General features: G+C 72.7%; 21 protein-coding genes, 1 tRNA gene and 1 pseudogene. 9 read left to right on the forward strand and 14 right to left on the reverse strand.

The annotated features are described in order from the left end of the window. The first annotated feature begins 1 nt into the window (after position 1). From ACIBTU_RS30710 to ACIBTU_RS30725, 4 genes are all read left to right on the forward strand, one after another. A complete protein-coding gene (locus tag ACIBTU_RS30710) occupies positions 2–1000 on the forward strand; it encodes a Rieske 2Fe-2S domain-containing protein (protein WP_399129853.1) in 999 nt (332 codons plus the stop codon). Next, positions 997–2265, forward strand: coding sequence for an MFS transporter (locus tag ACIBTU_RS30715; RefSeq protein WP_399129854.1), 1269 nt, complete (start codon positions 997–999; stop codon positions 2263–2265). Before ACIBTU_RS30710 ends, ACIBTU_RS30715 begins: the two co-directional genes overlap by 4 nt. Positions 2266–2359: 94 nt before the next feature. Further along, complete coding sequence (locus ACIBTU_RS30720; protein WP_399129856.1) at positions 2360–3031, forward strand: FadR/GntR family transcriptional regulator; 672 nt, start codon at positions 2360–2362, stop codon at positions 3029–3031. 145 nt (positions 3032–3176) lie between these two features. Next, positions 3177–4088 carry a PAC2 family protein gene (locus ACIBTU_RS30725; RefSeq protein WP_399129859.1) on the forward strand — a complete coding sequence of 304 codons (912 nt, stop codon included), beginning with the start codon at positions 3177–3179 and terminating at the stop codon, positions 4086–4088. Between the two features lie 229 nt (positions 4089–4317). On the opposite strand, the gene ACIBTU_RS30730 is transcribed toward ACIBTU_RS30725, so the two are convergent. From ACIBTU_RS30730 to ACIBTU_RS30755, 6 genes are all read right to left on the reverse strand, one after another. Beyond that, complete coding sequence (locus ACIBTU_RS30730; protein WP_399129860.1) at positions 4318–7395, reverse strand: NPCBM/NEW2 domain-containing protein; 3078 nt, start codon at positions 7393–7395, stop codon at positions 4318–4320. A 124-nt stretch (positions 7396–7519) separates the two neighbouring features. Continuing rightward, positions 7520–8749: a cysteine--1-D-myo-inosityl 2-amino-2-deoxy-alpha-D-glucopyranoside ligase gene (mshC, locus tag ACIBTU_RS30735; protein WP_399129862.1), complete on the reverse strand. Its 1230-nt coding sequence runs from the start codon at positions 8747–8749 to the stop codon at positions 7520–7522. 99 nt (positions 8750–8848) lie between these two features. Further along, positions 8849–9280, reverse strand: a complete 432-nt coding sequence (locus ACIBTU_RS30740; RefSeq protein WP_399129863.1) for an SRPBCC domain-containing protein — start codon at positions 9278–9280, stop codon at positions 8849–8851. 298 nt (positions 9281–9578) lie between these two features. Continuing rightward, positions 9579–10427: an SCO1664 family protein gene (locus ACIBTU_RS30745; RefSeq protein ID WP_399129864.1), complete on the reverse strand. Its 849-nt coding sequence runs from the start codon at positions 10425–10427 to the stop codon at positions 9579–9581. Further along, entirely contained in the window at positions 10391–10981 is a 591-nt protein-coding gene (locus tag ACIBTU_RS30750) for a DUF3090 domain-containing protein (RefSeq protein ID WP_399129866.1), read from the reverse strand. Before ACIBTU_RS30750 ends, ACIBTU_RS30745 begins: the two co-directional genes overlap by 37 nt. Positions 10982–11059: 78 nt before the next feature. Then, complete coding sequence (locus tag ACIBTU_RS30755) at positions 11060–11746, reverse strand: histidine phosphatase family protein (protein ID WP_399129867.1); 687 nt, start codon at positions 11744–11746, stop codon at positions 11060–11062. Positions 11747–11807: 61 nt separating this feature from the next. Here ACIBTU_RS30755 and corA point away from each other — a divergent pair, with 61 nt between their 5' ends. Continuing rightward, complete coding sequence (corA, locus tag ACIBTU_RS30760; RefSeq protein ID WP_399129869.1) at positions 11808–12809, forward strand: magnesium/cobalt transporter CorA; 1002 nt, start codon at positions 11808–11810, stop codon at positions 12807–12809. A 21-nt stretch (positions 12810–12830) separates the two neighbouring features. Here the strand turns inward: corA and ACIBTU_RS30765 are convergent, their stop codons facing one another. Further along, the gene (locus tag ACIBTU_RS30765; RefSeq protein WP_399129871.1) at positions 12831–13619 is read right to left on the reverse strand and encodes a ferritin-like domain-containing protein; all 789 of its coding nucleotides are present in this window, start codon (positions 13617–13619) and stop codon (positions 12831–12833) included. A 195-nt stretch (positions 13620–13814) separates the two neighbouring features. Next, entirely contained in the window at positions 13815–14870 is a 1056-nt protein-coding gene (locus ACIBTU_RS30770) for an LLM class F420-dependent oxidoreductase (RefSeq protein WP_399129872.1), read from the reverse strand. 166 nt (positions 14871–15036) lie between these two features. Between ACIBTU_RS30770 and ACIBTU_RS30775 the strand changes: the two genes are divergently transcribed. Together ACIBTU_RS30775 and ACIBTU_RS30780 are read left to right on the forward strand one after the other, a co-directional pair. Then, on the forward strand, positions 15037–16020 hold the full coding sequence (locus ACIBTU_RS30775; RefSeq protein WP_399129873.1) for an aldo/keto reductase: 984 nt from the start codon (positions 15037–15039) through the stop codon (positions 16018–16020). A 392-nt stretch (positions 16021–16412) separates the two neighbouring features. Then, a complete protein-coding gene (locus tag ACIBTU_RS30780) occupies positions 16413–18761 on the forward strand; it encodes a helix-hairpin-helix domain-containing protein (RefSeq protein ID WP_399130047.1) in 2349 nt (782 codons plus the stop codon). Between the two features lie 94 nt (positions 18762–18855). Here ACIBTU_RS30780 and ACIBTU_RS30785 read toward each other — a convergent pair whose 3' ends face one another. After that, positions 18856–19557 (reverse strand): hypothetical protein, encoded by a 702-nt coding sequence (locus tag ACIBTU_RS30785; protein WP_399129875.1) that lies wholly within the window; start codon positions 19555–19557, stop codon positions 18856–18858. A 47-nt stretch (positions 19558–19604) separates the two neighbouring features. Between ACIBTU_RS30785 and ACIBTU_RS30790 the strand changes: the two genes are divergently transcribed. Further along, positions 19605–19793 (forward strand): DUF5703 family protein, encoded by a 189-nt coding sequence (locus tag ACIBTU_RS30790; protein ID WP_399129877.1) that lies wholly within the window; start codon positions 19605–19607, stop codon positions 19791–19793. Positions 19794–19897: 104 nt separating this feature from the next. On the opposite strand, the gene ACIBTU_RS30795 is transcribed toward ACIBTU_RS30790, so the two are convergent. The 3 genes from ACIBTU_RS30795 to ACIBTU_RS30805 all read right to left on the reverse strand — a co-directional run bounded on the left by ACIBTU_RS30795 (position 19898) and on the right by ACIBTU_RS30805 (position 22480). Next, positions 19898–20626, reverse strand: coding sequence for a chaplin (locus ACIBTU_RS30795; RefSeq protein ID WP_399129878.1), 729 nt, complete (start codon positions 20624–20626; stop codon positions 19898–19900). Between the two features lie 164 nt (positions 20627–20790). Continuing rightward, positions 20791–21024, reverse strand: coding sequence for a chaplin ChpH (chpH, locus tag ACIBTU_RS30800; protein ID WP_188339845.1), 234 nt, complete (start codon positions 21022–21024; stop codon positions 20791–20793). A gap of 130 nt (positions 21025–21154) precedes the next feature. Next, positions 21155–22480, reverse strand: coding sequence for a M20/M25/M40 family metallo-hydrolase (locus tag ACIBTU_RS30805; protein ID WP_399129879.1), 1326 nt, complete (start codon positions 22478–22480; stop codon positions 21155–21157). A 194-nt stretch (positions 22481–22674) separates the two neighbouring features. Here ACIBTU_RS30805 and ACIBTU_RS30810 point away from each other — a divergent pair. After that, positions 22675–22762, forward strand: a tRNA-Leu gene (locus ACIBTU_RS30810). Between the two features lie 214 nt (positions 22763–22976). Here ACIBTU_RS30810 and ACIBTU_RS30815 read toward each other — a convergent pair. Beyond that, positions 22977–23990, reverse strand: a pseudogene (locus tag ACIBTU_RS30815) (cytosine permease); the annotation flags it as partial. Positions 23991–24301: 311 nt separating this feature from the next. Beyond that, positions 24302–25177, reverse strand: coding sequence for a phosphogluconate dehydrogenase (NAD(+)-dependent, decarboxylating) (gnd, locus tag ACIBTU_RS30820; protein WP_399129881.1), 876 nt, complete (start codon positions 25175–25177; stop codon positions 24302–24304).

The following is a 25177-nucleotide window of genomic DNA, read 5'->3' on the forward strand; positions in this document are numbered from 1 at the left end:
CGTGAACCTGACCGCAGAGCACATCTTCGCGACCGGTCTGCGCGACCAGTGGCACCCGGTCGTCCCGTCCTCCTTCGTCGCGCCGGGCGCGATGCGCAAGGTCACCGTCCTGGGCGAGCAGTGGCTGCTGTTCCGCCGCTCCGACGGCACCCTGAGCATGCTCGCGGACCGCTGCCCGCACCGCGGCGCCCCGCTGTCCCTGGGCAAGCACCTGGGTGACCGGGTGGCCTGCTGGTACCACGGGGTGGAGGTCGAGTCCGACGGCACGGTCGCCTCCGTGCCCGGTCTGCCCGGCTGCAACCTGGAGGGCAAGAAGCTCGTCCGTTCGCTGCCCGTGCGCGAGGTGGCCGGCGCCGTCCTCGCCTATTTCGGCACCGAACAGCAGCCGCAGCCCGCCGAGTTGACGCTGCCCGACCCGCTCGTCGACCCCGACGTCGACGCGTTCCTGTGCTACGCGGAGTGGGAGGTGCCCTGGCGTTACGCGGTCGAGAACCTGCTCGACCCGATGCACGGAGCGTTCCTGCACCACGACTCGCACACGATGTTCGACGGTGACACCACCGCGAAGTTCCGCATCCGGGAGACCGGGCGCGGCTACTTCTTCGAGAAGACCGACCAGCGGGGCGTGAACTTCGACTGGGTCGAGCTGTGCCGCACGGGCGTCGACTGGGTGGACCTGTCCATCCCGTACCCGCCCTCGGCCGGCCCCGGCGGCGCGTTCGGCATCGTCGGCATGGTCCGGCCGGTCGACGAGGAGCGCTGCGCGGTCTTCTTCTGGCGCTATCGCAAGGTGCAGGGCTGGCAGCGCGACACCTGGCGCTTCCTCTACAAGACGCTCATCGAGCAGCGCCACTGGGACGTCCTGGAGCAGGACCGCGTGATGCTGGAGGCCATGCCGTCCGACGCGGACCAGCAGGAGAACCTCTACCAGCACGACCTGGGCGTGGTCCGGCTGCGCCGCATGTACAAGTCCGCGGCGGAGGAGCAGGCGACCGCATGAGCGACCGGCTGAGCGGCAGAGCACGCTGGGCGGGGGTCCTGACGCTCCTGGTCGTCGTCCTGATCAGCTATGTGGACCGCGTGAACATCTCCGTCCTGGTCACCGACCGGGCGTTCACCGACCACTTCGGGATCACCGGCGACCGGGTGGCGCAGGGCGCGCTGAGCACCGCCTTCCTCGTGGGGTACGGCATCGCGGCGTTCGTCCTCACCCCGCTGTACGAGACGCTGCTCGGCGTACGGCGGGGGCTGTTCCTGAGCGTGGCCCTGTGGTCGGTGATGACGCTGCTGTCGCCGTACGCGCTCGGCGCGCTGACGCTGACCGCCCTGCGGACGCTGCTCGGCGCGGCCGAGGGGCCGCTGTTCTCGCTCAAGACGATGTACGTGCGCGAGCACTTCGCGCCGCACGAGGCGGGCAAGCCGAACGCGGTCAGCTCGATGGGCGTGTCCCTGGGCACGGCCGTGGGGCTGCCGCTGATCACGTACCTCGTGTACCGGTTCGACTGGCACACGTCGTTCCTCGCGCTGGCCGCGTTGAACGCGGTGGTGGGGCTGCCGCTGATCGCGCTGTTCGTGCGCGGCCGGGGCCTGCGGGCCGCGGCGGGCCGTGACAGTGCCGTGGGGACACTGCGGGAGGCGCTGCGGATGCCGCGTCTCGTGCCGATCCTGCTCGTGGAGATCGCCACGCTCGGCTATCTGTGGGGCTCGACGGCGTGGCTGCCCTCGTACCTCCTCCAGGAGCGGCACTTCTCGCTCGCGGCGATGGGCGCGGTGTCGGCGCTGCCGTTCCTGATGCCGCTGGCCTCGGGCTTCCTCGGCGGGTTCCTGCTCGACCGGCTGCCGGCGCGGCTGCTTCCGGTGCTGTTCGTGGTCGGCTCGGCGGGCACCGCGGCGAGCGTGCTCGTGGTGATGGGCGCGGACAGCGACGGCCTGGCCGCGGCCGGGCTGATCGCGGCCGGCGGCTTCTGGGGGCTCCAGGGCCCGGCCATCCCGACGCTGGTGCAGCGCTGCGCCCCGGCGCACGCGGTGGGCAGCGCCTACGGCGTGGTGAACGGGGTGGGCAATCTCGTCTCGGCGTTCATGCCGACGGCGATGGGCGTGGCGATCGCCGCGAGCGGCGGGCACGGCTTCGGCGCGGGTTTCGCGCTGCTGGCCGGGGCGCAGGCGGTGACGCTGGTGTGCGGCGGCTGGCTGCTGCTGCGTCCGGCGCCGCAGGCCCCGGTGGAGTCTCCGGCGGGGACGGCGCAGGCGCCCGCCCGTACCTGATCGCGGACACCCCCTGGCCCTGCGGGCCTCTGCGCACATAATGGTGCGAGACATCGGAGGTATTCGCCCTCCGGCCTGAGCAGAGGGGGGTGTCGTGGCCGTCACCGACGAGGCCATCGAGAAGATCAAGGGGATGATCGTCTCGGGTGCGCTGCGCCCGGGCGACCGCCTCCCCAAGGAGAGCGAACTCGCCGCGGAGCTGGGCCTGTCGCGCAATTCGCTGCGCGAGGCCGTACGCGCCCTGTCGCTGATCCGGATCCTGGACGTGCGGCAGGGCGACGGCACGTACGTGACGAGTCTGGATCCTCAACTCCTCCTCGAGGCGCTGAGTTTCGTCGTCGACTTCCACCGGGACGACACGGTCCTGGAGTTCCTCGCGGTGCGCCGCATCCTGGAGCCCGCCGCGACGGCCCTCGCGGCGGGCTCGATCACGTCCGGGGAGCTGGACCGGCTGTCGGCGCAGCTCGACGCGCTCGGCCCGCAGCCCTCGGTCGAGGAACTGGTGGCCGCGGACCTCGACTTCCACCGCGGCATCGTGAAGGCGTCCGGCAACTCGGTCCTGTGCTCACTGCTCGACGGTCTGTCCGGGCCGACCACCCGGGCCCGCGTCTGGCGCGGTCTGACCCAGGAGGACGCGGTGAGCCGCACCCTGCACGAGCACCGGGCGATCCTGGCGGCGCTGCGCGACGGGGACGGGGAGGCGGCCCGGTCCTGGGCGACGGTGCACATCGCGTCCGTGGAGCAGTGGCTGCGCTCGACCCTGTGACGCCCCGGCCCCTTCCGGTGGAGTGCGGGCCCGCGACTCGGGGCATGGTTCCCGGCAGCCGCCGGGTTCCAGGGGGCTGCGGAGGTCCCCCGCGGACGCCGTAAGGTGGGCGGGTACGCGAGGGCACGTCGGAAGGAGGCGCTGAGTGATCGAGCTCGAGGGGGTTCCCGAGCTGGTCGACCCGGTCATGGTGGCCGCGTTCGAGGGCTGGAACGACGCCGGCGACGCCGCCTCCGCCGCGGTCGCGCATCTCGACAAGGAGTTCAAGGGAGAGGTGTTCGCGGCGCTCGACGCCGAGGACTACTACGACTTCCAGGTGAACCGGCCGACGGTCTTCATGGAAGACGGCGTGCGCAAGATCACCTGGCCGACGACCCGGCTCTCGGTGGTGCGGATCGGCGGCGACAAGCCGCGTGACCTCGTCCTCGTGCGGGGCATCGAGCCGTCCATGCGCTGGCGCTCGTTCTGCAACGAACTGCTGGGCTTCGCCCACGAGTTGGGCGTGGAGATGGTGGTCGTCCTGGGCGCGCTCCTGGGCGACACCCCGCACACCCGGCCGGTCCCGGTCAGCGGGGTCACGTCGGATCCCGACCTGGCGACGCGGATGGACCTGGAGGAGACGAAGTACGAGGGTCCGACGGGCATCGTCGGCATCCTCCAGGAGGCCTGCACGCACGCCGGTGTCCCGGCGGTCTCGCTGTGGGCGGCGGTCCCGCACTACGTGTCGCAGCCGCCGAACCCGAAGGCGACGCTGGCGCTCCTGAACCGGCTCGAGGACCTGATCGACCTGCGTATCCCGCTGGGCGAGCTGCCCGAGGACTCGCGGGCGTGGCAGCTGGGCGTGGACCAGCTGGCGGCCGAGGACAGCGAGGTCGCGGAGTACGTGCAGTCGCTGGAGGAGGCCCGCGACACGGCGGAGCTGCCGGAGGCCTCGGGCGATGCGATCGCCCGCGAGTTCGAGCGGTATCTGCGGCGCCGCGACCCGGGCACGCCCCCGGGCGACCGGACCCGTCCGCCGAAGCCGCCGCGCCCGGACGGCGAGGACCCGGAGGCGTAGGACAGGTGCGGTGGGGGGGGGGGGGGGGGGGGGGGGGGGGGGGGGCCGCCCGGCGCGGGGGGGGGGGGCGGGGCGCCCGGGCCCCCCCCCCCCCCCGGCCCCCCCCCCCGGGCCCCCCCCCCCCGCCCCCCCCCGGCCCGCCCGGGGGGGGGGGGGGGGGGGGGGGGGGGGGTGGGGGGGGGGGGGGGGGGGGGGGGGCCCCCCCCCCCCCCCACTGCCGTTTCCTGGGTCAACTCCCGGAGCCGCAGGAGAACTTGGCGGCGGCCCAGTCCCCGTGGTCCCCGGTCTTGGAGCCGTTGGTGTCCGTCACCTTCAGGTGCAGGTGCCGGGCTCCGCTCACGTCGACGTCCACCGGTACGGTCGCCGAGGCGCCGGTCACCTTCGGCGAGGTCCACAGCACCTTGCCGTCGGCCTCGACGGAGAAGGCGACCTCCCCGTAGCCGTTGATCTCGTCGTCGATGCCGACGTCGGCGGTCAGCTTCGCGCACTGTCCGCCGAGGTAGACCTCGATGTCGGAGTTGGCGTGCACGCCGATCCCCTTGGGGTACGTCTTGCCCGCGAGGGTGAGGGTGTGGCCGTCGGTGGCGCCCGACTCGCCGTTGCTGCGGTCGCGTTCGGCGGGGCCGTAGCCGTTGGTCGACGTCAGCCACTCCATGTCGCTCGCCCAGGTGTCACCGGCGGGCGGCTTCGGCATCACGGACACCGCGAAGTGCCCCTGCCCGGTGCGTCCTTGGCCGGCGGCGTCGTAGCGGGCCGTCGCGGTGAGGGCCTGCTCCCCCGCCTTGGCGCCGGCGGCCGGGGTGAGCGGGACCTCGACGCGTCGGGTGGTGCCCGCCGCGATCCGGTCGACGGTGACGGGGTCCCCGGCGCTCCAGCCGTCGGGGGCGGTCAGTGCGACGGAGACGCCGGTGGCGTCGCGGGTGCCGGCGGTGACGTCGACGGCGACCTCGCCCTCGGCGCCCGCGCCCAGCTCCTGCCCTGCGGGGGCGGTGACGACGGCGTCGGCGCCGGGCACGGCCCCGCCGACGGCCGCGGTGTCCTTGAGGTCGAGCGTGAAGGCGCGGGAGGTGGACAGCGTGCCGGTCTTCACGCGGACGACGCCGCCGCGGTCGTCACGGTCGTAGAACCAGCCGCTCGCGGCCTTCCCGTAGGCCTCCGCGTCGGTGTACTGGCGCAGCGGCTGTCCGTCGAGCGCGACCTGGCGCGGGGCGTCCCCGGTGTGCACGGTGAACGCGTAGGGGCGGGCGCTCTGCTTGCCCTCGAAGGAGCCCTTGCTCGCCCCGATCCGCACCCGTACGTCACCGGCGCCGGACTTCGGGGCGTCGACCTCGGCGCGCTGGGTGGCGAAGGCGCCGCCGCGGTGGGCCCGGGTCACGCCGTCGTCCTCGTACAGGTCGAAGGACGAGGAGCCCTGCGGGTAGACGTCCCAGGCGAGCGGCGAGTCGGCGGTGCGGTCGGCGTAGGAGCGGATGCCGGGCCACATCGGGACGGCGGCGCCGCCCTTGACGAACATCGGGAGCGTGTCGAGGGGCGCGCTGTAGCCGTCGATGGTGGTCGGGCCCTGGTACACGCGCCCGGTCCAGTAGTCGGTCCAGGTGCCCTCGGGCAGGTAGATCCCGTCGCGGACCGTGCTGTCCTTGTAGACCGGTGCGACGAGGAGGTCCTCGCCGGTCAGGAACTCGTACTTGGCGGCGTCGGTCGCGGCCTTCGGGTCGCCGGGGTACTCGAGCGCGAGCGGCCGCACGGCGCCGACGCCGGTCTTCGTCGCCTCGTGCGCGTACGAGTACAGGTAGGGCAGCAGCGACTCGTGGAGCTTCAGGTACTTCCGGTTGATCGCGGTGTACGGCGCGCCCTGCCGGAAGGGCTGCTTGTCGGCGGCGGCCCAGCCGTCCATCGTCATGGTGACGGGCAGCAGGGACTTCCACTGCAGGTCGCGTACGTACGTCTTGGGGCTGCCGCCGAAGATGCCGTCGACGTCACCGGTCGTGTAGGCGAGTCCGGACAGGGTGGCGCCCGCGTAGGTGGGGATCTGCCAGCGGATGTAGTCCCAGGATCCCGACTGGTCGCCGGACCACTGGACGCCGCAGCGCTGGGCGCCGGACCAGCTCTCGGGGGCCCAGGTGAAGCCGCGGGCGTCGGAGTTGTCCTCGATGCCCTTGTAGGCGGCCTTGCAGCCGTCGAGGGCGAACTTGTAGCCGGCGCCGACCCAGGCGACGTCGAGCTTGGCGACGCGCTGGCCGGCCTTCACCTGGTCGGCGATCTTGTCGATGCCGTCCTCGGTCCACAGGCCGAGCTGCGTCTTGTTCTTCTGCAGGCCCTGGGCGGTCTCGGCGAGGTTCTCGTAGCCGCAGCCGTAGCCGTCGTTGACCAGCATCCAGCCGAGCGGCATGTCGTTCGCGACGTACTGGTCGGAGATCTTCAGGGCGTCGAGGGTGCGGCGCTCGCCGCGGTTGGCGTTGTGCAGGTAGCAGTCGGCGTCGCCGATCTCCAGGCCGTAGACCGGCGGCATGAAGGGCTTTCCGGTGAGCTGCGTGTACTGGCCGATGACGTCCTTGGCGCTGTCCTTGCCGCTGCCCGCGAAGTAGTAGGCGTCGAAGCGGTGTTCCTTGGCTGCGGCGGTGACGGGGGCGTCGAAGGTGTACGTGTTCGGCGCGAAGGTGTTCCGGAAGACGCCGTAGCCGGCGGAGGAGAGGTAGAACGGGACGGAGTTGGGGTGGCCGCCGTCGTTCCAGTTGTAGTTCACCTCGGCCTTGGCGGTCTGGCCGCGCAGCGAGGTGTTGCCCCGGCCGTTCTGCATGCCGACGCCGTAGAACTGCTCGTCGGCGCCGCGCTCCAGGGTCTGCGTCGTGGTGTCGGCGGTCCACTTCAACGGGGCGCTCTCGGACCAGAGTTCGGTGCCGTCGTTGCGGAACAGGGCGAAGCGCAGCGGGGACTTGTAGGCGCGCAGGGTGACCTTGGCGCTGCTGAGCTCGTAGCGGTCGCCCTGGTCCTTCCAGCGGGTCGCCGGCGGCGCGCCCTGCGGTACGACGATGTCGTCGCCGGCCGGGTCGGTGAAGGTCCCGTCCGGGGCGAGCTCGATCCGGAAGGTCTCCTCGGACACGAAGCTGACCCGGGCCTTCGCCTCGCCGGCATCGAGCGTGTACCGGGGGCCGTCGGTGTGGAACCCGGTGACGGCGCCGACCGCGCCGGCGGTGTCCTCGGCCTGGGCGAGGCCCGGCCCGGCGAAGGTGGCGGCTACGCCGAGGGTGGCGACGGCCACGACGGATCTGAGCCGTCTGCCGAGATGCGTGCTCAATAGTGTTCGCATGGCGGTTGTTTAGCGCAGAAACGCGCATGCGCCTAGAGGGTGGGCCGGAGATCAGCCACAAAAAACAGCCCCTCCGGCGCTGCCGGAGGGGCTGTTCATGGAGTGCTGTTCGTGGAGTGCGTGACTACAGGGCGACCCCGAGCAGGGCGTCGACGGCGCGCGAGACGACGCCGGGCGCCCCCTCGTCCGTACCGCCGTCGGCGACCTGCCGCTCGACCCAGCGGTCGACCGCGGCGAGCGCCGCGGGCGCGTCCAGGTCGTTCGACAGCGCCTCGCGGATCTCGTCGACCAGCGCCTCGGCGGCGGGACCGTCGGGACGGGACACGGCGGCGCGCCACCGGTCGAGCCGCTCCAGCGCGTCGGTCAGGACCTTGTCGGTCCACTCCCAGTCGGCCCGGTAGTGGTGGGCCAGGAGCGCCAGCCGGATCGCGGCCGGGTCGACGCCCTCGCGCCGCAGCGTGGAGACGAAGACCAGATTGCCCCGGGACTTGGACATCTTCTCGCCGTCGAGCGCGACCATGCCGGCGTGCACGTACGCCTTGGCCATCGGGAACTCGCCGGTGAGCACCTGGGCGTGCGAGGCGCCCATCTCGTGGTGCGGGAAGGCCAGGTCGGATCCGCCGCCCTGGACATCGAAGCCCATGCCGAGGTGGTCGAGGGCGATGGCCACGCACTCGATGTGCCAGCCGGGGCGCCCGGCGCCGAGCGAGCCGCCGTCCCAGCTGGGCTCGCCCTCACGGGCGGCCATCCACAGCATCGGGTCGAGCGGGTTCTTCTTGCCCGGACGGTCCGGGTCGCCGCCCCGCTCGGCGGACAGCAGTCGCATGGCGGCCGCGTCCAGGTTCGAGACCGATCCGAAGTGCGGGTCGGCCTCGACGGAGAAGTAGATGTCGCCGTCGAGCTCGTAGGCGGCGCCCGCGTCACGGAGCCGCTCGACGAGCGGCACGATGCCGGGTATCGCCTCGACGGCGCCTATGTAGTGCTGCGGGGGGAGCATCCGCAGGGCGGTCATGTCCTCGCGGAACAGGGCGGTCTCGCGCTCGGCGAGGCCCTCCCAGTCGATGCCGTCGCGCACGGCCCGCTCCAGCAGGGGGTCGTCCACGTCCGTGACGTTCTGGACGTAGTGGACCTGCCGCTTGGTGTCGAGCCACACGCGCTGAACAAGGTCGAACGCGTTGTAGGTCGCCGCGTGACCCATGTGGGTCGCGTCGTACGGCGTGATGCCGCAGACGTAGATACGGGCGACGGGACCGGGGTCAAGGGTGACGAGCCCACCGGTCGCGGTGTCGTGGATCCTCAGGTCGCGGCCCTTGCCAGGCAGGGCGGGGACCTCAGAAGCGGGCCAGGCATGCATGTCTTGAAGCCTAACCGGACGGTGCTTCCGCATACGAACCGGATCGGTGTGATGGCCGACAAGGCCCTCTTGCGCGTATCCCGTCCCTCGGCTATCGGTTCAGACGAGAGCGGCGCGGATCGCGTCGCTCAGCCCGAAATGACGGATCCCGTGAACCAGCCAGGCCCGCAGGGCGCACACGAAGTACGTCCAGCCCTGGGTCTGCCCGACGGCGCGCGCGGCGCCCTCGGAGCCGTCGCCCATCTGGTCCTCGGTGATGGTGATTCTTGTCGCTCCGTCCTCCTGCGCGAGCCGGATCGTCACCTCGGCCGGCCAGCGCCAGGTGATGAGGCGGTCCGCCTCGATCTCGCCGATCTCGACGTCGAACGTCGCGTCGACATGGCCGAAACGCCAGGTCACGGTGGTGCCGGGCACCATCGCGGCGGACGCCTCGGCGGTGAAGAAGCTCGACAGGCTCTCCGGGCTGACGATCGCCTCGAAGACGTCCTTCGCCGGACGGTCGATCCGGTCCTCGACAATCAGCTTGGTCATGCCCCGAACGTAGCCCGCACCGCCGCCGCCCGCCCCCGGACGACCGCCGCTACAGCTCAGGCGGGCGGCCAGGGGATCGCGGGCAGGGGGCCCCGCCAGGTCCCTTGTGCCACCCCACCCGGCTTTGGGGTGCCACCCGCTCGACCCCACGACGTCCTCGGCCCCACCGAGCCGAACGCACGGCCCTCGGGCCGGAACTGTGGCGAGGGAGGCCCCGGCACCAGCCGGCTCCGCGCCGCACGGCGGCGAGCCCGGCGGACGGAGGGGGCCCGCCCACCGGAACAACACGCCCCGCACCTCAGACGGGCGGCCAGGGGATCGCGGGCCAGTCGCCGCCCGGCTCACGGTGCCGGCCGGTCCTGAGCAGCTCCGCCACCCGTTCCCGTACGGCGTCGAGCTCGGTGGCCGTGATCAGGGCGCCGAGCCGGGCAGCCAGCGGCTCTGTCGCGCCCAGGCGGTCCCGGAGGGTCTCCAGGGCGGCCGTCGCCTCCTCGGTGAGCGGCTCGCCCGCCCAGCCCCACAGCAGGGTGCGCAGCTTGTCCTCGGCGTTGAAGGTGACGCCGTGGTCGATGCCGTAGAGCCGGCCCGTGGTGTCGAGCAGCAGGTGGCCGCCCTTGCGGTCGCCGTTGTTGATCACCGCGTCGAGCACGGAGAGGCGGCGCAGGCGCGGGTCGTCGGCGTGCACGAGCAGCGCGGTGCGGCCCTCGCCTACCTCGGCGAAGCCGATGGCCTTCCAGCCCTCGCCCGGCTCCTCTCCGTCGACGAGCGCGAGCAGCCGGTCGCCCTCCGCGGGCTCCTCGGGGCCGTCGATCCACAGCTGGCACATGCCCTCGCCGTACGGTCCGTCGCGCAGCACGGTCGGCGGCACGAGGCCCCAGCCGAGCGCCTCGGAGACCTCGTAGGCGGCGACCTCGCGCTGGGCGAGCGTGCCGTCGGGGAAGTCCCACAGGGGGCGCTCGCCGCGCACCGGCTTGTAGACGCAGGTGGCCTCGCGGCCCTCGTGCGTGACGGTGCACAGCAGCACCGCGTTCGACGCCTCGCGGATCTGGCCGCGGACCTCCAGCTCGCCGCGGGTCAGGAGGTCGAGGGCGGCGAGATCGGTGGGGGCGCTCACGCTCCGCGCCGGTATCCGTTCTGGCGCGGACATACGTGTCCCTCCGGGTCGAGCGGCAGGCTGCACAGGGGGCAGGGCGGCCGGCCCGCGTTCACGACGTCCAGGGCGCGCTTGGCGAACGCGCGGGCCTGTGCGCCGGTCAGCCGGACGCGGAGCATCGGCGGGCCGTTCTCCTCGTCCTGGAGAAGCCTTTCCTCGGCCTCGGCGAGGTCCTCCTCGGACTCGGCGTCCAGCTCCACGAGCGCCTGCGCCTCGACGATCATGCGCTGCTCGTCACCGTCCCAGGCGAGCGCCATCGTGCCGACGCGGAACTCCTCCTCCACCGGGGCGTCGAGCGGCGCGGTGTCCGCGATCTCGGTGGGCACGGCGGCGGGCACCGGCGCGTTGCCCCCGGTGCGCCGCACGACCTCGTCGAGGAGCTCGTCCATGCGCTCGGCGAGCGCGGCCACCTGGGTCTTCTCCAGCGCCACGCTCGTGACGCGCGTTCCTGCCGAGGCCTGCAAGAAGAAGGTGCGGCGCCCGGGGAGTCCGACCGTGCCGGCCACGAAACGCTCCGGAGGGTCGTAGAGGAACACCTGACGGGACACGTCCTGCTCTCCATGGGGATCGGGGGATCTGGGAACCGACTTGTGCCGGTGGCTGCTTCACCCTACTGCGGGCGACGATCACGGTGCGCCCGCGCCACCGCCCACGGTCGCATCCGGCCCCTGCGGCTGCTCGCGCGGGGCCAGCGACGCGAAGTCCCCGGTGTCTCCGAGGCGTACGAGGAAGGGGCGCAGCCGGGTGTAGCGGATCGCCGTGACGGAGCAGGGCTCCACGGAGATGCGCTGGAAGAGGTCGAGGTGCAGCCCGAGGGCGTCGGCGACGAGGGACTTGATGATGTCGCCGTGCGAGCACATCAGGTACACGGCGTCGGGGCCGTGCTCCGCCTCCACGCGCGCGTTCCACTCGCGCACGGCCTCGGCGGCGCGGTGCTGCATCTGGCGCATGGACTCGCCGCCGGGGAACGCGGCGGCGGTCGGGTGCTGCTGCACGACCTTCATGAGGGGCTCGTCGGCGAGTTCGGCGAGCTTGCGGCCCGACCAGTCGCCGTAGTCGCACTCGCCGATCCGGTCGTCGGTGTGCAGGCTCAGCCCGGGACGGGCGGCGAGCAGCGGCGCGACGGTCTCCCGGCAGCGCTGCAGCGGACTGCTGACGACCTCCGCGAGGGGCAGCTCGGAGAGGCGCGCGGGCAGCGCGGCGGCCTGCGCGGCGCCGCGCTCGTCGAGGGCCACACCGGGGGTCCACCCGGCGAGCAGACCCGCGGTGTTGGCGGTCGAGCGTCCGTGCCGGACGAGAATCAGCGTGGGCATACGCGCCAGCCTAGGGCGTGTGGAAGTGCGGGCCCGCGTGGGTCTGGGAAGAATTCTCGGCATGATCGTCGACTGCGCCATCTACCGGGACGGGCGCCGTATCGAGCGGCCCGCGGACTTCGCCGTCGCGCTGGACGAGGCGCGGGCCTCGGGCCACGCGTTCGTCTGGATCGGACTGCACGAGGCCTCCCCGGCGGAGTTCGACCGGGTCAGCCAGGAGTTCGGGCTGCATCCGCTGGCGGTCGAGGACGCCCTCAAGGCGCATCAGCGGCCGAAGCTGGAGGTGTACGACGACTCGCTGTTCGTCGTCCTCAAGCCGGTCGTCTACGAGGCGCGCAGCGACAAGGTGTCCACGGGCGAGCTGATGATCTTCCTCGGGGACTCGTTCGTGGTGACGGTGCGGCACGGCGAGGGCGCGCCCCTGAAGGCCGTGCGCAAGCGTCTGGAGGACGATCCGGAGTTCCTGGCGCACGGTCCGACGGCGGTCCTGTACTCGATCGCGGACGCGACGGTGGACCACTACCTGGAGGTCGCGGCCGAGCTGCAGACGGACCTGGAGGAGCTGGAGGCGGAGGTCTTCTCGCCGGACGGCGGCGGCTCCCGGGACACGGCGGCGCGGATCTACACCTTCAAGCGGCAGATCCTGGAGTTCCGGCGCGCGACCGGGCCGCTCGCGATGCCGATGGCCCGGCTGTCCGGCGTGGGGCCGTGGGGCACCGCCGGCGTCCCGTTCGTGAGCGCGGACGCGCAGCCCTTCTTCCGGGACGTGAACGACCACCTGACCCGGGTCAACGAGTCGGTGGACGGCCTGGACCGGCTGGTGTCCGACATCCTGTCGGCCCACCTGGCGCAGATGAGCGTCCGGCAGAACGACGACATGCGCAAGATCTCGGCGTGGGCGGCGATGGCCGCCGTGCCCACGATGATCGCCGGGATCTACGGCATGAACTTCGACCACATGCCCGAGCTGCACTGGGTGTGGACGTACCCGGCGGTCATCCTGGTGATGGCGGTCCTGGAAGTGCTCCTGTACCGGCAGTTCAAGCGGCGCGGCTGGCTGTGAGGCGCCGCCCCGGGCCCGGGATCAGGCGAACTCGACGGAGGTGGTCGCGGGACCGCCCAGCGCGTCCCGCCGCTCGGGCATCTCCAGGGAGACCATCCGCCGCCAGCCGCCGAGGCGTTCGTACGCGTACACGGCGTGGATGCCGGCGGCGAGCACGGCCGACTTGGCCCTCGACCAGCCCAGGATGCGGCCCATGTGGTCCATGACGGCGAGGCTGACGTCCCGGTAGACGGCGATCTCCGCGAGGGCGCACTCGCGGAGGATGCGCTGGATGGTGTGGCCGTGCCCCGCGTAGGCGAAGCGCAGCAGTTCCTCGTGGCAGTAGGCGAGGTGGTTGTCCTCGTCGTGGGAGATCATCTTCACCGCGCGGCCGATGTCCGGGTGGTCGGAGAAGTGCTTGCGCAGCAGCTCCATCTGTTCGGAGGCGCGCTGTTCGGTGACGCGGCTGTGCGCCAGGTACGTGACGATGTCCTGCACGGACAGCGGCTCGTCGCGCTGGAGCTGCTCATGGGCGAGCCCGATGCCGTGCCGCTCCAGGAGCATCGTGTAGTCGGCCTCCTCCGGTACGGGGACCGGTTGCAGGCCGCGCTTCTTCATGAGGGCGTTGAAGATGCGCCCGTGCTTGTCCTCGTCCGCGCCGTGCCGGGCGACCTTGGGGGCGAGGGCGCGCTCGCTCGCCGGGACGAGGGCGGCGATCCGGCCGTTCTCCCAGCCGCCCTGGGACTCCCCGCTGGCCGCGATGGAACAGAACAACCGGAACGACTCGTCGTCGTCGAGGATCTCCTGGAACAGACTCTTGGCCGACAGCATCCTGGTACCTCCCTGCCGCTCCCTGCCTGTGCACAGGATTTCGCGCCTCGGCGCGTCCCGCGACTCGGAGTCCGCCCGGCGCGTGACCGAACCGGCTCCGGCGCGTTGTTCCCCGTGACGGCCGTGGCGGGGAAGACACCCCGAGCCCCCACCACGGCCGCAGACCTCTCCCCCTCCAGACCGCTCCCCCGGCGGCTACGCCAGACCGGCGCGCTCCAGCGCCTCCGTGCCCGCGCGCAGCGAGGCCAGGCGCTCGTCCAGCGAGAAGCCGGCCGGGGACAGCGTGAGCGTGGTGACCCCGGCGGCCGCGTAGGCGCGCATCCGGTCGGCGATCCGGTCCACGGAGCCGAGCAGGGTCGTGGAGTCGATGAGCTGCTGCGGGATCGCCGCGGCCGCGCCCTCCTTGTCGCCGGACAGGTACTTGTCCTGGACCTCCGCGGCCTCCTTCTCGTAGCCCATGCGGCCCGCGAGCTGGTTGTAGAAGTTCTGCTTGCGGCTGCCCATGCCGCCCACGTAGAGCGCGGTGTAGGGGCGCAGCAGGTCGGCGAGCGCGGGGACGCCCTTGTCGTCGCCGACGGCGATCGGCACGGTCGGGCAGACGTCGAAGCCCTCCATGGTCTTGCCGGCCTTCTCGCGGCCCGCGCGCAGGTGGCGGATCGCGGTGTCCTCGATGTGCTCGGCGGCCGGGAAGATCAGCAGGGCGCCGTCGGCGATCTCGCCGGTCTGCTCCAGGTTCTTCGGGCCGATCGCGGCGATGTAGAGCGGGATGTGCTCGCGCTGCGGGTGCACGGTCAGCTTGAGGGACTTGCCCGGGCCCTCGGGCAGCGGCAGGGTCCAGTGCTCGCCCTCGTAGGAGACGCGCTCGCGGCTCATCGCCTTGCGGACGATGTCGACGTACTCGCGCGTGCGGGCCAGCGGCTTGTCGAACTTGACGCCGTACCAGCCCTCGGAGACCTGCGGGCCGGAGACGCCGAGGCCGAGGCGGAAGCGGCCGCCGGACAGCGAGTCGAGGGTGGCGGCCGTCATCGCGGTCATCGTGGGCTGGCGGGCCGGGATCTGCATGATCGCGGAGCCGACGTCGATCCGCTCGGTCTGCGCGGCCACGTACGACAGCACGGTCACGGTGTCGGAGCCGTACGCCTCGGCCGCCCAGCAGACCGCGTAGCCGAGCTTGTCGGCCTCCTTCGCGACGGTGAGATTGTCGGAGTCCATGCCCAGGCCCCAGTAGCCGAGGTTGATGCCGAGCTTCATTGACCACATCTCCTTAACGCCGTGCCAACAGTCGTGCCAACGCCCTACGGTCCAGGGGGCTTACCCATCGGTAACGCCCCTGGTCGGGCACCCTAGCGCGCCCGGCCGCTCCGCAGTCGTCCACAGGGTCCCCGATCCTGAGCCGGGGCCAGTAATCTCAGCGCCCATGGAGCAGAGGCATCTCGGCCGCACCGGCCTGCGCGTGTCCCGGATCGGTCTCGGCACGCTCACCTGGGGGAGGGACACCGACGAGCACGACGCCGCCGACCTGTTGAAGACCTTCTGGGAGGCGGGCGGCAGCCTGGTCGACACGGCCGACGTGTACGGGGACGGGGAGGCGGAGTACCTGCTCGGGCGGCTCGTCGAGGGTCTCGTGCCGCGCCAGGACCTGGTGATCTCCACGAAGGCGGGCAGCGTGCCCGATCCCGATCGCCGCTTCGACGGCTCGCGCGGCCATCTGCTCGCCGCGCTCGACGCCTCGCTGGCCCGGCTCGGCACGGGCTACGTGGACCTGTGGCAGGTCCACGCCTACGACCCGGGCACGCCGCTCGACGAGACGCTCCAGGCGCTCGACATCGCCGTCGCCAGCGGGCGGGCCCGGTACGCGGGGGTCTCCAACTTCTGCGGCTGGCAGCTCGCCAAGGCCGCCACCTGGCAGCTCGCGGCGCCGGGGACGCGTACCCGGATCGCCAGTACGCAGATGGAGTACTCGCTGCTGCAGCGCGGCGTGGAGCGCGAGGTGCTGCCGGCCGCGCTCGACCTCGGCATCGGGCTGCTGCCGTCCTCGCCGCTGGGGCGCGGGGTCCTCACCGGCAAGTACCGCACGGGCACGCCCGTGGACTCGCGCGGCGGCTCGGACCACATGGCGCCGTTCGTCGCACCGTATCTCGACGAGACGGCCCGGCACATCGTGGACGCGGTGTCCATAGCCGCCGACGGACTCGCCACGACGCCGCTGCAGGTGGCGCTCGCCTGGATCAGGGACCGCCCCGGCGTGACCGCCCCGATCGTCGGCGCGCGCAACGCGCAGCAGCTCACGGCCGCGTTGTCAGTGGAGGCGCTTAGTCTTCCTGACGAGATCTGCCAGGCGCTCGACGACGTGTCGGCGCCCGTGCACCGCTATCCCGATCAGGACTGGAGCACGTTGTGAGTACGGAGTCCGCCGCCGAGGAGACCGGCCCGGCGCCGACCCCCGACACCGCGCGGGAGAGCGCGGCGGGAGAGGCCCCCGCCCCCGACGAAGCCGCGCAGACGCCCGAGGGCCAGGTCGGCGGCGAGGACACCCACTTCCCGGAGCCCGACAACCGGGCCGGTGAGGTCACGGATGCGGACCCGCAGGCGCCGCAGGACACGACCGCGGACGAGGACGCCGAGAGCGACCCCGCTGCGAGCGGTGCGGCCGACGACCGGGCCGACGAGGGCGCTCGGACGACCGGGGAGCAGGCGGCGGAGCCGGGGGACGGTGCGCAGGAGCAGCGGGGCGGCGCCGAATCCGAGAACACGGACGACGAGCAGACCGACCCGCGCGCCGAGACGGCCGAGATGCAGGCGGCGGAGCGCCAGGACGATGCGCAGGAGCAGCAGGGCGACGCCGAATCCGAGAACACGGACGACGAGCAGACCGACCCGCGCGCCGAGACGGCCGAGGCGCAGGCGGCGGAGCGCCAGGACGATGCGCAGGAGCAGCAGGGCGACGCCGAATCCGAGAACACGGACGACGAGCAGGGCGACGCGCGCGCCGAGGCGGCCGAGGTGCAGGCGGCGGAGCCGGGCGGTGTCTCTGCCGGGGGCGCGGACGGTGGGCCCGGGGCCGAGGGCGTCGGGCAGGCTCAGGGTGAGGCGGCGGCTCAGGTCTCCGAGGCCGAGGCCGAGCTGGCCGCTCAGCGGGAGTTCCGGGAGCGGATCGCTCAGCGGAAGGCCTCCAAGGAGGGGCCCATCGACGCGGGGGCCAAGCTGAGCGGCACCGCGGCCGATCTGCTCGCCGCGGTGCGGGCCGTGGAGGGCGGCGGCAAGCCGGCCTCCTCCGTGTTCACCGCGCCGGACCCGGCACCGGTGCCCGAGCCCGCGCGTACGCCCCGAGCGCGCCCAGCGGCCACCCCCGCGCCGGAGCGCGGGCCGCAGCCCGGCGTGCCCGGCCCGGTCCACGCGGAGGCCGTCGCCGCCGTACGGGCCGTGCTCGGCGAGGGCGGCGCGCCCGAGTCGCTCGCCGCGGCCGCCGCCGCAGCGCTGGGCGAGGGCGCCGAGGAGCGGCTGCGCGAGGACCCCTGGCAGCTGCTGCGGGTCCCCGGCGTGCGGCCCGAGCAGGCCGACGGATTCGCGCGGGCGCTGCTCGGCGCGGAATGCGGCCCGGACGACGAGCGGCGCGGCTGCGCGGTCGCGGTCTGGCTGCTGGAGCAGGCGGCCGTCGCCGGACACACCGCCCTGGACCTGCCCGTGCTCGCCGAGGCGCTCGGCAAGTACGCGGTGCCCGATCCCGAGGCGGCGGTGCAGAGCGCGGTCGCGGAGGGCGACGCGCTCGTCCTCCAGGACCCGCTGGACGAGCCGGCGGCACAGGCGGCCGCGCCCGAGCCGGCCGAGGAGGAGAGCGAGGAGCCCGAGCGCCCGGTCCGGGTCCTGGTCGGCCTGGAGCGCTACGCGATGGCGGAGGAGAGCCTCGCGGACGGCCTGGCCCGCCTGGTCAACGCGGGCGCGAAGGACACCGCTCCCCCGGCCGGCTGGGAGGAGGCCGCGGCACGGGCCAAGGGCTCGACGGCAGAGCTGCTCCGCGCGGTCGGCACCCACCGCCTGGTGCTGCACACGGGCGGCGAGGCGGCCCGCGCCGAGCCGGTCGCCGTGGCGCAGGCCGCGGCCGGGCTCGGTCTGCGGGTCTGCGTCGCGGCGCACAGTTCGGACGGCCGCCGCAGGGCCGCGGAGCTGCTCGGCCCGGACGTCCCGCGCGAGGTGACCGCGACGGTCGCCGGGCTCGTCGCGCACGCGGAGGGCCCCGGCCGGGACGCGGACGGCGCGCTGGCCCTGGACCTGCTGGTGGTGCTCGACGCCCCTCAGCTGGACGTGGACGGCGCGGCGCTGCTCGTGGAGCAGCTGCCCGACGGGGCGGGGCTGCTGCTCAGCGGCGACCCCGGCACGCTGTGGTCGGCGGGCCCGGGCCGGGTCTTCGCGGACCTGCTCGCCGCCGACGTCTGCCCGCGCATCGCCTCCCGCACCCCGGACTTCGGCCCGGTCGGCGAACTGGTCTCGGGCATCGGCATCGGCGAGCTGAACGCGGTGGAGGCGCCCGGCAAGGAGGTCGTGATCGTCCCGGTGCGGGACGCGGCGGAGGCGATCCACCGCACCGTACAGCTCGTCGCGGACTCGGTGCCGCGCGCGATCGGGGTGCCTCCCGAGCAGACGCAGGTGATCACGGTCGGCCACGGCGGCGCGGCGGGGACGCGCGTGTTGAACGCGGCGCTGAAGGAGCGGCTGAACCCGGGCCCCGGCCGCTTCGGCGGCTTCGACCCCGGGGACCGCGTGGTGCACGTGCCCGCGCCGGGCCGGATCCGTCCGGGCCGCGTGCTCGGGGCGGACGCACAGGGCCTGCGTCTGGACTGCGACGGCGAGCCCGTGCTCGTACCGAAGGACCGCGTGGAGCAGGCCGTGCGGCACGGCTGGGCGGTCACCGGGCACCAGGCCGTGGGCCTGCGCTGGCCGGCGGCCGTGGTGGTGCTGCCCGGGGACGCGACGCAGGGCCTGACCCGCCCGTGGGTCTACACGGCGTTCGGCCGCGGTGAGCGGCACCTGTCCGTGGTGCACGGGGCGGACGCGGCGCTGCCGCGCGCCGTCGCGGAGCTCCCGGCGAAGCCCCGCACCACTCGCCTGCAGACCCTGGTCCGGGGCCAGATCCCCGCGTCCTGAGCCCGGCCGCGGCCGGACAGGACTCCGCCCCCGCACCCGGTCGTCCGGGGCGGGGGCGGCGTGCTGTGCGGGTCCGTCAGCGCTGTCGGGTCCGTCAGCGGCCGGCGTCCTCCAGAGGGCCGTCCGCGGCCGGGCGGGGGCGCGGGGGCCGCTCCCCGGCGATCTCGTCGTCGTCGAGCTCGTCGTCGAACACCGAGCTCACGTCGAAGCGGCAGACGACCCGCTGCGGATCGGCGGCCTCGAACGGCGCCTCCAGCCACTCCCCCGGCTCGGCCGGCTCGTCCGCGGCCGTGACCCAGAGCGTGGCGTCGCCCTCGTCGAGCCCGAACTCCTTGTGCCGGGAGGCGATCTCGTCGGGTTCGAACTCGCCGAAGAGCACGCCGAGCGCGGCGTGCACACTGCTGCCCGCCCCGTCCGCGGCCCCCTCGTCCGCGTCGGGTCCGGCGTCGAGGTCGGCGATCCGGCCCGCCTGGGCGAGCAGCCGCTGCGGCTCCACCACGGCGTAGTCGCGGCGGATCAGCACGCTCAGCGCGTTCGGTTCCTCGGGTCCGGAGTACGGCGGGAGCGAGTCGTCGCCGCCGGGGATCTCGAAGGGGGTGACCTCGTCGTAGCGGTCGTAGAGGAGTTCGTCGTACTCCTCGGCCGCGGCGGCGAGTTCGTTGAACGCTTCGTAGACGGCCGGGTCGTCCTCGCCCGACCGGCGCTCGACAGCCGCCAGGTGGCGGTCGAGCGCAGCCTTGACCGCCTCGGCGGCGGCGCGTACCTCGGCAGCGGTGGGCTGCGCAGCATCAGACATAGTGCAGACGCTATCCGTACCGGGCCGCTGCCCGCACAATAGATGCGATGCCGGAATACGAATTTGTCGACGTGTACGTGCCGCGCGGGGTGACCCGTAAGGAGGCGACGCGTCTGCTGACGGACCATGCAGAGTACGGACACTGGGAGTTGGACCGACTGATCCTGCGCCACGACGGGAGCCGCCGCGTGCGGCTGCGCCGTCGGATCATCCGCCAGGTGCGGGCCACGTGGTGACCTTCGCGACGCCTTCGTGATGACCTGAACCTGACCAGTGCGGAGACAAAAACGGAGCGGGCCCGTTCTGCGGAGCCCGCTCCGTGGTCACCCGGTGGGCGGCGTCACACGCCGGCCTTGGCCCTCCGGTAGAGCACCGCGCCCGCGAGCAGCGCACCCGCGCTCGCCGCGCCCGCCGCGCCGATCGGCAGCGAGCTGCCCGTCTCGGCGAGCTGGGACGGACCCTTGGGCGGGGTGACGGTCTGCGTCCCCGGCTTGTTGGGCTTGTCCGGGGTGCGCGGGGTGACCGGCGGCTTCTCCGGCGTGCCGGGGTGGTGCGGCGTGACCGGCGGCTCGGTCGGCGGCGTGACCGGCGGCGGGGTGGACTCCCCGTTCGCGCAGTCGTTGCCCCCGGCCGGGTTGCCGATGCCGATCACGTCGACGGTGTTGCCGCACGCGTTGACCGGGAGGTCGATCGGCAGCTGCACGTTGTTGCCCGAGCCGACACCCGGCGAGTCACTGGTGTGCCCGCCCGCGTGGGAACCACCGCCGGACGACGAGGAGCCGCCGCCGTACGAGTCGTCGCCGCTCCCGTCGTCGTCGGAGGTGTCGGAGGTGTTGGCGCAGCTGTTGCCGGCCGCCGGATTGAGCAGCCCGATGACGTCGATGGTGTTCCCGCACACGTTCACCGGGACGTGCACCGGAGCCTGGACGGAGTTGCCGGACGCCACACCGGGCGAGTCGGACGCGGTGCCGGTGGCACCGGCGTCGGCGTACGCGATCCCGCCCGTCATTGCGAGCGCGCCGGACGCGGCCGCCACGGTGATCAGGCCTTTGCGCATGACCTGTCGCATAGCTTTCCCTGCCTTAGAACTCTGCTGAACGCCTCATGGAAGGCGCTGGAGAGGCACGGGGGCGGTCGTGCGTCCCGTGCCGAATGCCCAATCGGCCCCGGAGCGCATGGCGCGCACTCCGGGGCCGACGGACTCAGACCCTCAAGGGGTGGGGCACAACAACGTCAGTTGTTGACGCAGGTGTTGCCGAAGGCGGGGTTGAGCAGCCCGATCACGTTCACGGTGTTGCCACAGAGGTTCACCGGGACGTGGACCGGCACCTGGATGACGTTGCCCGAGAGCACACCGGGGGACTTCACGGCGGCACCCTGAGCACCGGCGTCGGCAGCGGCGATGCCCGCGCCCGCGAGCACGAGGCCACCAGTGGCAGCCGCAGCAGCGACGACCTTCTTGATCATTGTTCCTCCTTGTTGGCAAAGACAGTCCCAGCCGCGGACTGCACTCCCTGTAACGAGGAGGGGCCATTGGGGCTACGAGCCACCGGTGCCATTCACTCGTTCCGGTCAGGCACGCACACCTGGACGAATGTCAGGAGGCGTCGATGAACCGGTCGAGGACCCGGACGCCGAACTTCAGCCCGTCGACCGGAACGCGCTCGTCCACGCCGTGGAACATGCCGGCGAAGTCCAGCTCGGGAGGCAGCTGCAGCGGTGCGAAACCGAAGTTGCGGATGCCGAGCTCGACGAAGGACTTGGCGTCGGTGCCGCCGGAGAGCGTGTACGGGATCGCCTTGCCGATCGGGTCCTCGGCGGCGATCGAGGACTTCATGGCCTCGACGAGCGCCCCGTCGAAGTCGGTCTCGACGGCCTTGTCCGCGTGCACGTCCTCGCGCCTGACGTTCGGGCCGAGGATGCGGTCGAGGTCGGCGAGGAACTCGTCCTCGTAGCCGGGCAGGAAGCGTCCGTCGACGTGGGCGGTGGCCTCGCCGGGGATCACGTTCACCTTGTAACCGGCGCCCAGCTGCGTGGGGTTGGCGGTGTTGCTGAAGGTGGCGCCGATCAGCTTGGCGATGCCGCCGAGCTTGGCGACGGTCGTCTCCATGTCCTCGGGGTCGAGCTCCACCCCGTACGCGTCGCCGAGCTCGTCGAGGAAGTGGCGCAGGGTCTTGGTGACCCGGATCGGGAACTGGTGGCGGCCGAGCCGGGCGACCGCCTCGGACAGCTCGGTGATCGCGTTGTCCCGGTGGATCATGGAGCCGTGCCCGGCGGTGCCGGCCACGGTCAGCTTCATCCAGTGCATGCCCTTCTCGGCGGTCTGCACCAGGTAGAGGCGCCGCTGCTCGCTCACCGTGAACGAGAAGCCGCCGACCTCGCTGATCGCCTCGGTGACCCCGTCGAAGAGGTCCCGGTGGTTGTCGACGAGGTGCCGGGCGCCCCAGGTGCCGCCGGCCTCCTCGTCGGCGAGGAAGGCGAGGACGATGTCGCGCGGGGGCTTGCGGCCGGTGCGCAGCCGGTCGCGGACGACCGCGAGGGTCATCGCGTCCATGTCCTTCATGTCGACGGCGCCGCGGCCCCAGACGCAGCCGTCGGCGACCTCGCCGGAGAACGGGTGGTGCGTCCAGTCCGCCGCGTTGGCGGGGACGACGTCGGTGTGGCCGTGGATGAGGAGCGCGGGCCGCGACGGGTCCTCGCCCTCGATCCGGGCCACGGTGGAGGCACGGCCGGGGTGGGACTCGAAGATCTTCGGTTCGAGGCCGACCTCGGCGAGCTTCTCGGCGACGTACTCGGCGGCCTTGCGTTCACCCGGGCCCGAGTGGTCGCCGTAGTTGCTGGTGTCGATCTGGATCAGTTCGCGGCAGAGGTCCACGACCTCGTCCTGTCCGGAGACGGCCCTGCCCGCGCTCGACTCGCTCACGCTTGTTCCTCTCTCCCTGTGGTCCCCCTCATCCTCTCTCCCCCGCTCCCCGGACCCAAGGGCGGGCGGCCGTCGTCACGTGCCGTTCACACGGCCCACCTGCGGAAAGGGGGTGTGATCGAAGCACTCGGAAACCCTGGTAATGTTCTCTGTGTCGCCGCGGGAAACACCCCGCAGAAAGCGGCAGACACCTTGTCCGGGTGGCGGAATGGCAGACGCGCTAGCTTGAGGTGCTAGTGCCCTTTATCGGGCGTGGGGGTTCAAGTCCCCCCTCGGACACCACGGAAGGACCAGACTCAGTCTGGTCCTTCTTGCGTTGTGCCTTCTCCCGCCGGGCCGCGCGCAGTTGGGGCAGCGAGAGCAGCACGTAGAGCAGGGCGCCGGTGAGCGGCAGGGCGTGCCACAGGTCGTCGTCGAGGGCGAGGCCGAGGATCAGGTTGACGCCGAGTCCGCCCGCGAAGGCGCCGAGCGCGCGGCGGTTGACGGCGGCGACGGCGGCCTCGGAGAGGTCGTAACGGCCGCGCCGCAGCAGGAAGTAGTCGGCGACCAGGATGCCCGGGATGAGGGGAATCGCGTAGCCGAGGTAGCCGAGGTACGTGAGGAAGGCGTCGAGGATGCCGGCGGTCAGGCCGTAGTAGGCGAGGCCGCAGGCCAGGACGCCGCAGATCACGTTGACGGTGATGCGCGGGAGGTCGACTGCGGTGCGTCCGGCGAGGCTGGCGGCGTACATGTTGTTGACCTCGTGCGGGAAGCCCTGCACGAAGATCGCGAAGGTGGCGAGGGCGCCGACGCCGACCGCGCCGAAGGCGGCGCCCATGTCGGCCTGTCCGACGCCGAGTCCGAGCATGATGCCGAGCAGGTTGAAGCCGAAGTTGCCGACCATGAACTCGGCGACGGTGGTGGTGAGGACGGTGGCGCGGGACCTGCCGAAGCGGGTGATGTCGGGGGTGACGGTCGCGCCGGTCATCCACTTGTTGACCCCGAGGGCGAACATGGCGAGCGCGGTGGCCTCTCCGGCGCGGGCCGGTTCGGCGTTCACGATGGCGTCGAGGCCGCCCGCGTGCCGGACGGCGGCGACGACGGCGACGATCACGGTGGCCAGCATGAGGGGCACGCTGATGCGGCCGACCCAGGTCAGGCCCTTGCCGAAGCCGACGATGGACAGGGCGGTGTAGACGGCGCTGAGCACGACGCAGTAGAGGAGGCCGAGCCAGGGGTCCTTGCCGCCGGGCAGGACGCCGGCGGTGATGCCGGTGCTGTAGCCGACGAAGCCGGCCGACAGGAGGGCGATCACCAGGGAGGGCAGCCGGCTGCCGCCGCGACCGAACGCGGCCTTCAGGCCGAGGGCGGTGGTGATGCGTTCGCGCTGGCCGATCAGGCCGCACAGGATCGAGACGGCGCTGACCACGACGGAGGAGCCGACGGCGATCGCGAGGCCGGTCCAGAACGGGAAGAAGAGGCCGAGCGACATGCCGTACAGGAGGTCGGTCGCCGACACGGTGAAGCCCATGCGGACGAGGGTGATCGACAGGGTGGACCGGGTCTGGTCCGCGGGCAGCCGGTCGGCGGCGAAGTCCTCGGTGGCCTCGGCGGCGCGGCGGGCGCGGGCCCGCGCGTCGGGGGCGGGGTCGTCGGTGTGCGTCACGGACACCTCTCGGGGGATCGGCGTACGGGTGTCCCGTGATGCTCGCCGTCCGGCCCCGGCCGGACACTGGCAGCGGCTGCCAGCGCTGGGGCGCCGCACTGGCACCCCGCACCAACCCGACAGCCGTGCGCCCCGCCGGCCTGGGGCCGACGGGGCGCACGGAGCGGGCGGGAGAGTTACTTCTTCTCGACCGCGTGGCCGCCGAACTGGTTGCGCAGGGCGGCGATCATCTTCATCTGCGGGGAGTCCTCCTGGCGGGAGGAGAAGCGGGCGAAGAGGGAGGCCGTGATCGCGGGCAGCGGCACCGCGTGGTCGATGGCCGCCTCGACGGTCCAGCGGCCCTCGCCGGAGTCGGCCGCGAAGCCGCGCAGCTTGTCCAGGTGCTCGTCGTCCTCCAGGGCGTTGACCGCGAGGTCGAGCAGCCAGGAGCGGATGACGGTGCCTTCCTGCCAGGAGCGGAAGACCTCGCGCACGTCGGTCACCGAGTCGGCGGCCTCGAGCAGCTCCCAGCCCTCGGCGTAGGCCTGCATCATGGCGTACTCGATGCCGTTGTGGACCATCTTGGAGAAGTGGCCCGCGCCGACCTTGCCGGCGTGGACGTAGCCGAAGTCGCCTTCGGGCTTGAGGGCGTCGAAGACCGGCTTGACCTTGGCGACGTTCTCGTCGGAGCCGCCGACCATGAGGGCGTAGCCGTTCTCCAGGCCCCAGACGCCGCCGGAGACACCGGCGTCGACGAAGCCGATGCCGCGCTCGGCGAGCTCGGACGCGTGCTTCTCGTCGTCGGTCCAGCGGGAGTTGCCGCCGTCGACGACGAGGTCGCCCTCGGACAGGAGGTCCTTCAGCTCGTCGACGGTGGACTGGGTGGCGGCGCCCGCGGGGACCATCACCCAGACGACGCGCGGGGCTTCGAGCTTGTCGACGAGTTCGGCGAGGGAGGCGACGTCGGAGATCTCCGGGTTGCGGTCGTAGCCGACGACGTCGTGGCCGGCGCGGCGGATGCGCTCGCGCATGTTGCCGCCCATCTTGCCGAGACCGATGAGACCGAGCTGCAT

Source organism: Streptomyces sp. NPDC050145, from assembly GCF_044460245.1.
Classification (GTDB): domain Bacteria; phylum Actinomycetota; class Actinomycetes; order Streptomycetales; family Streptomycetaceae; genus Streptomyces.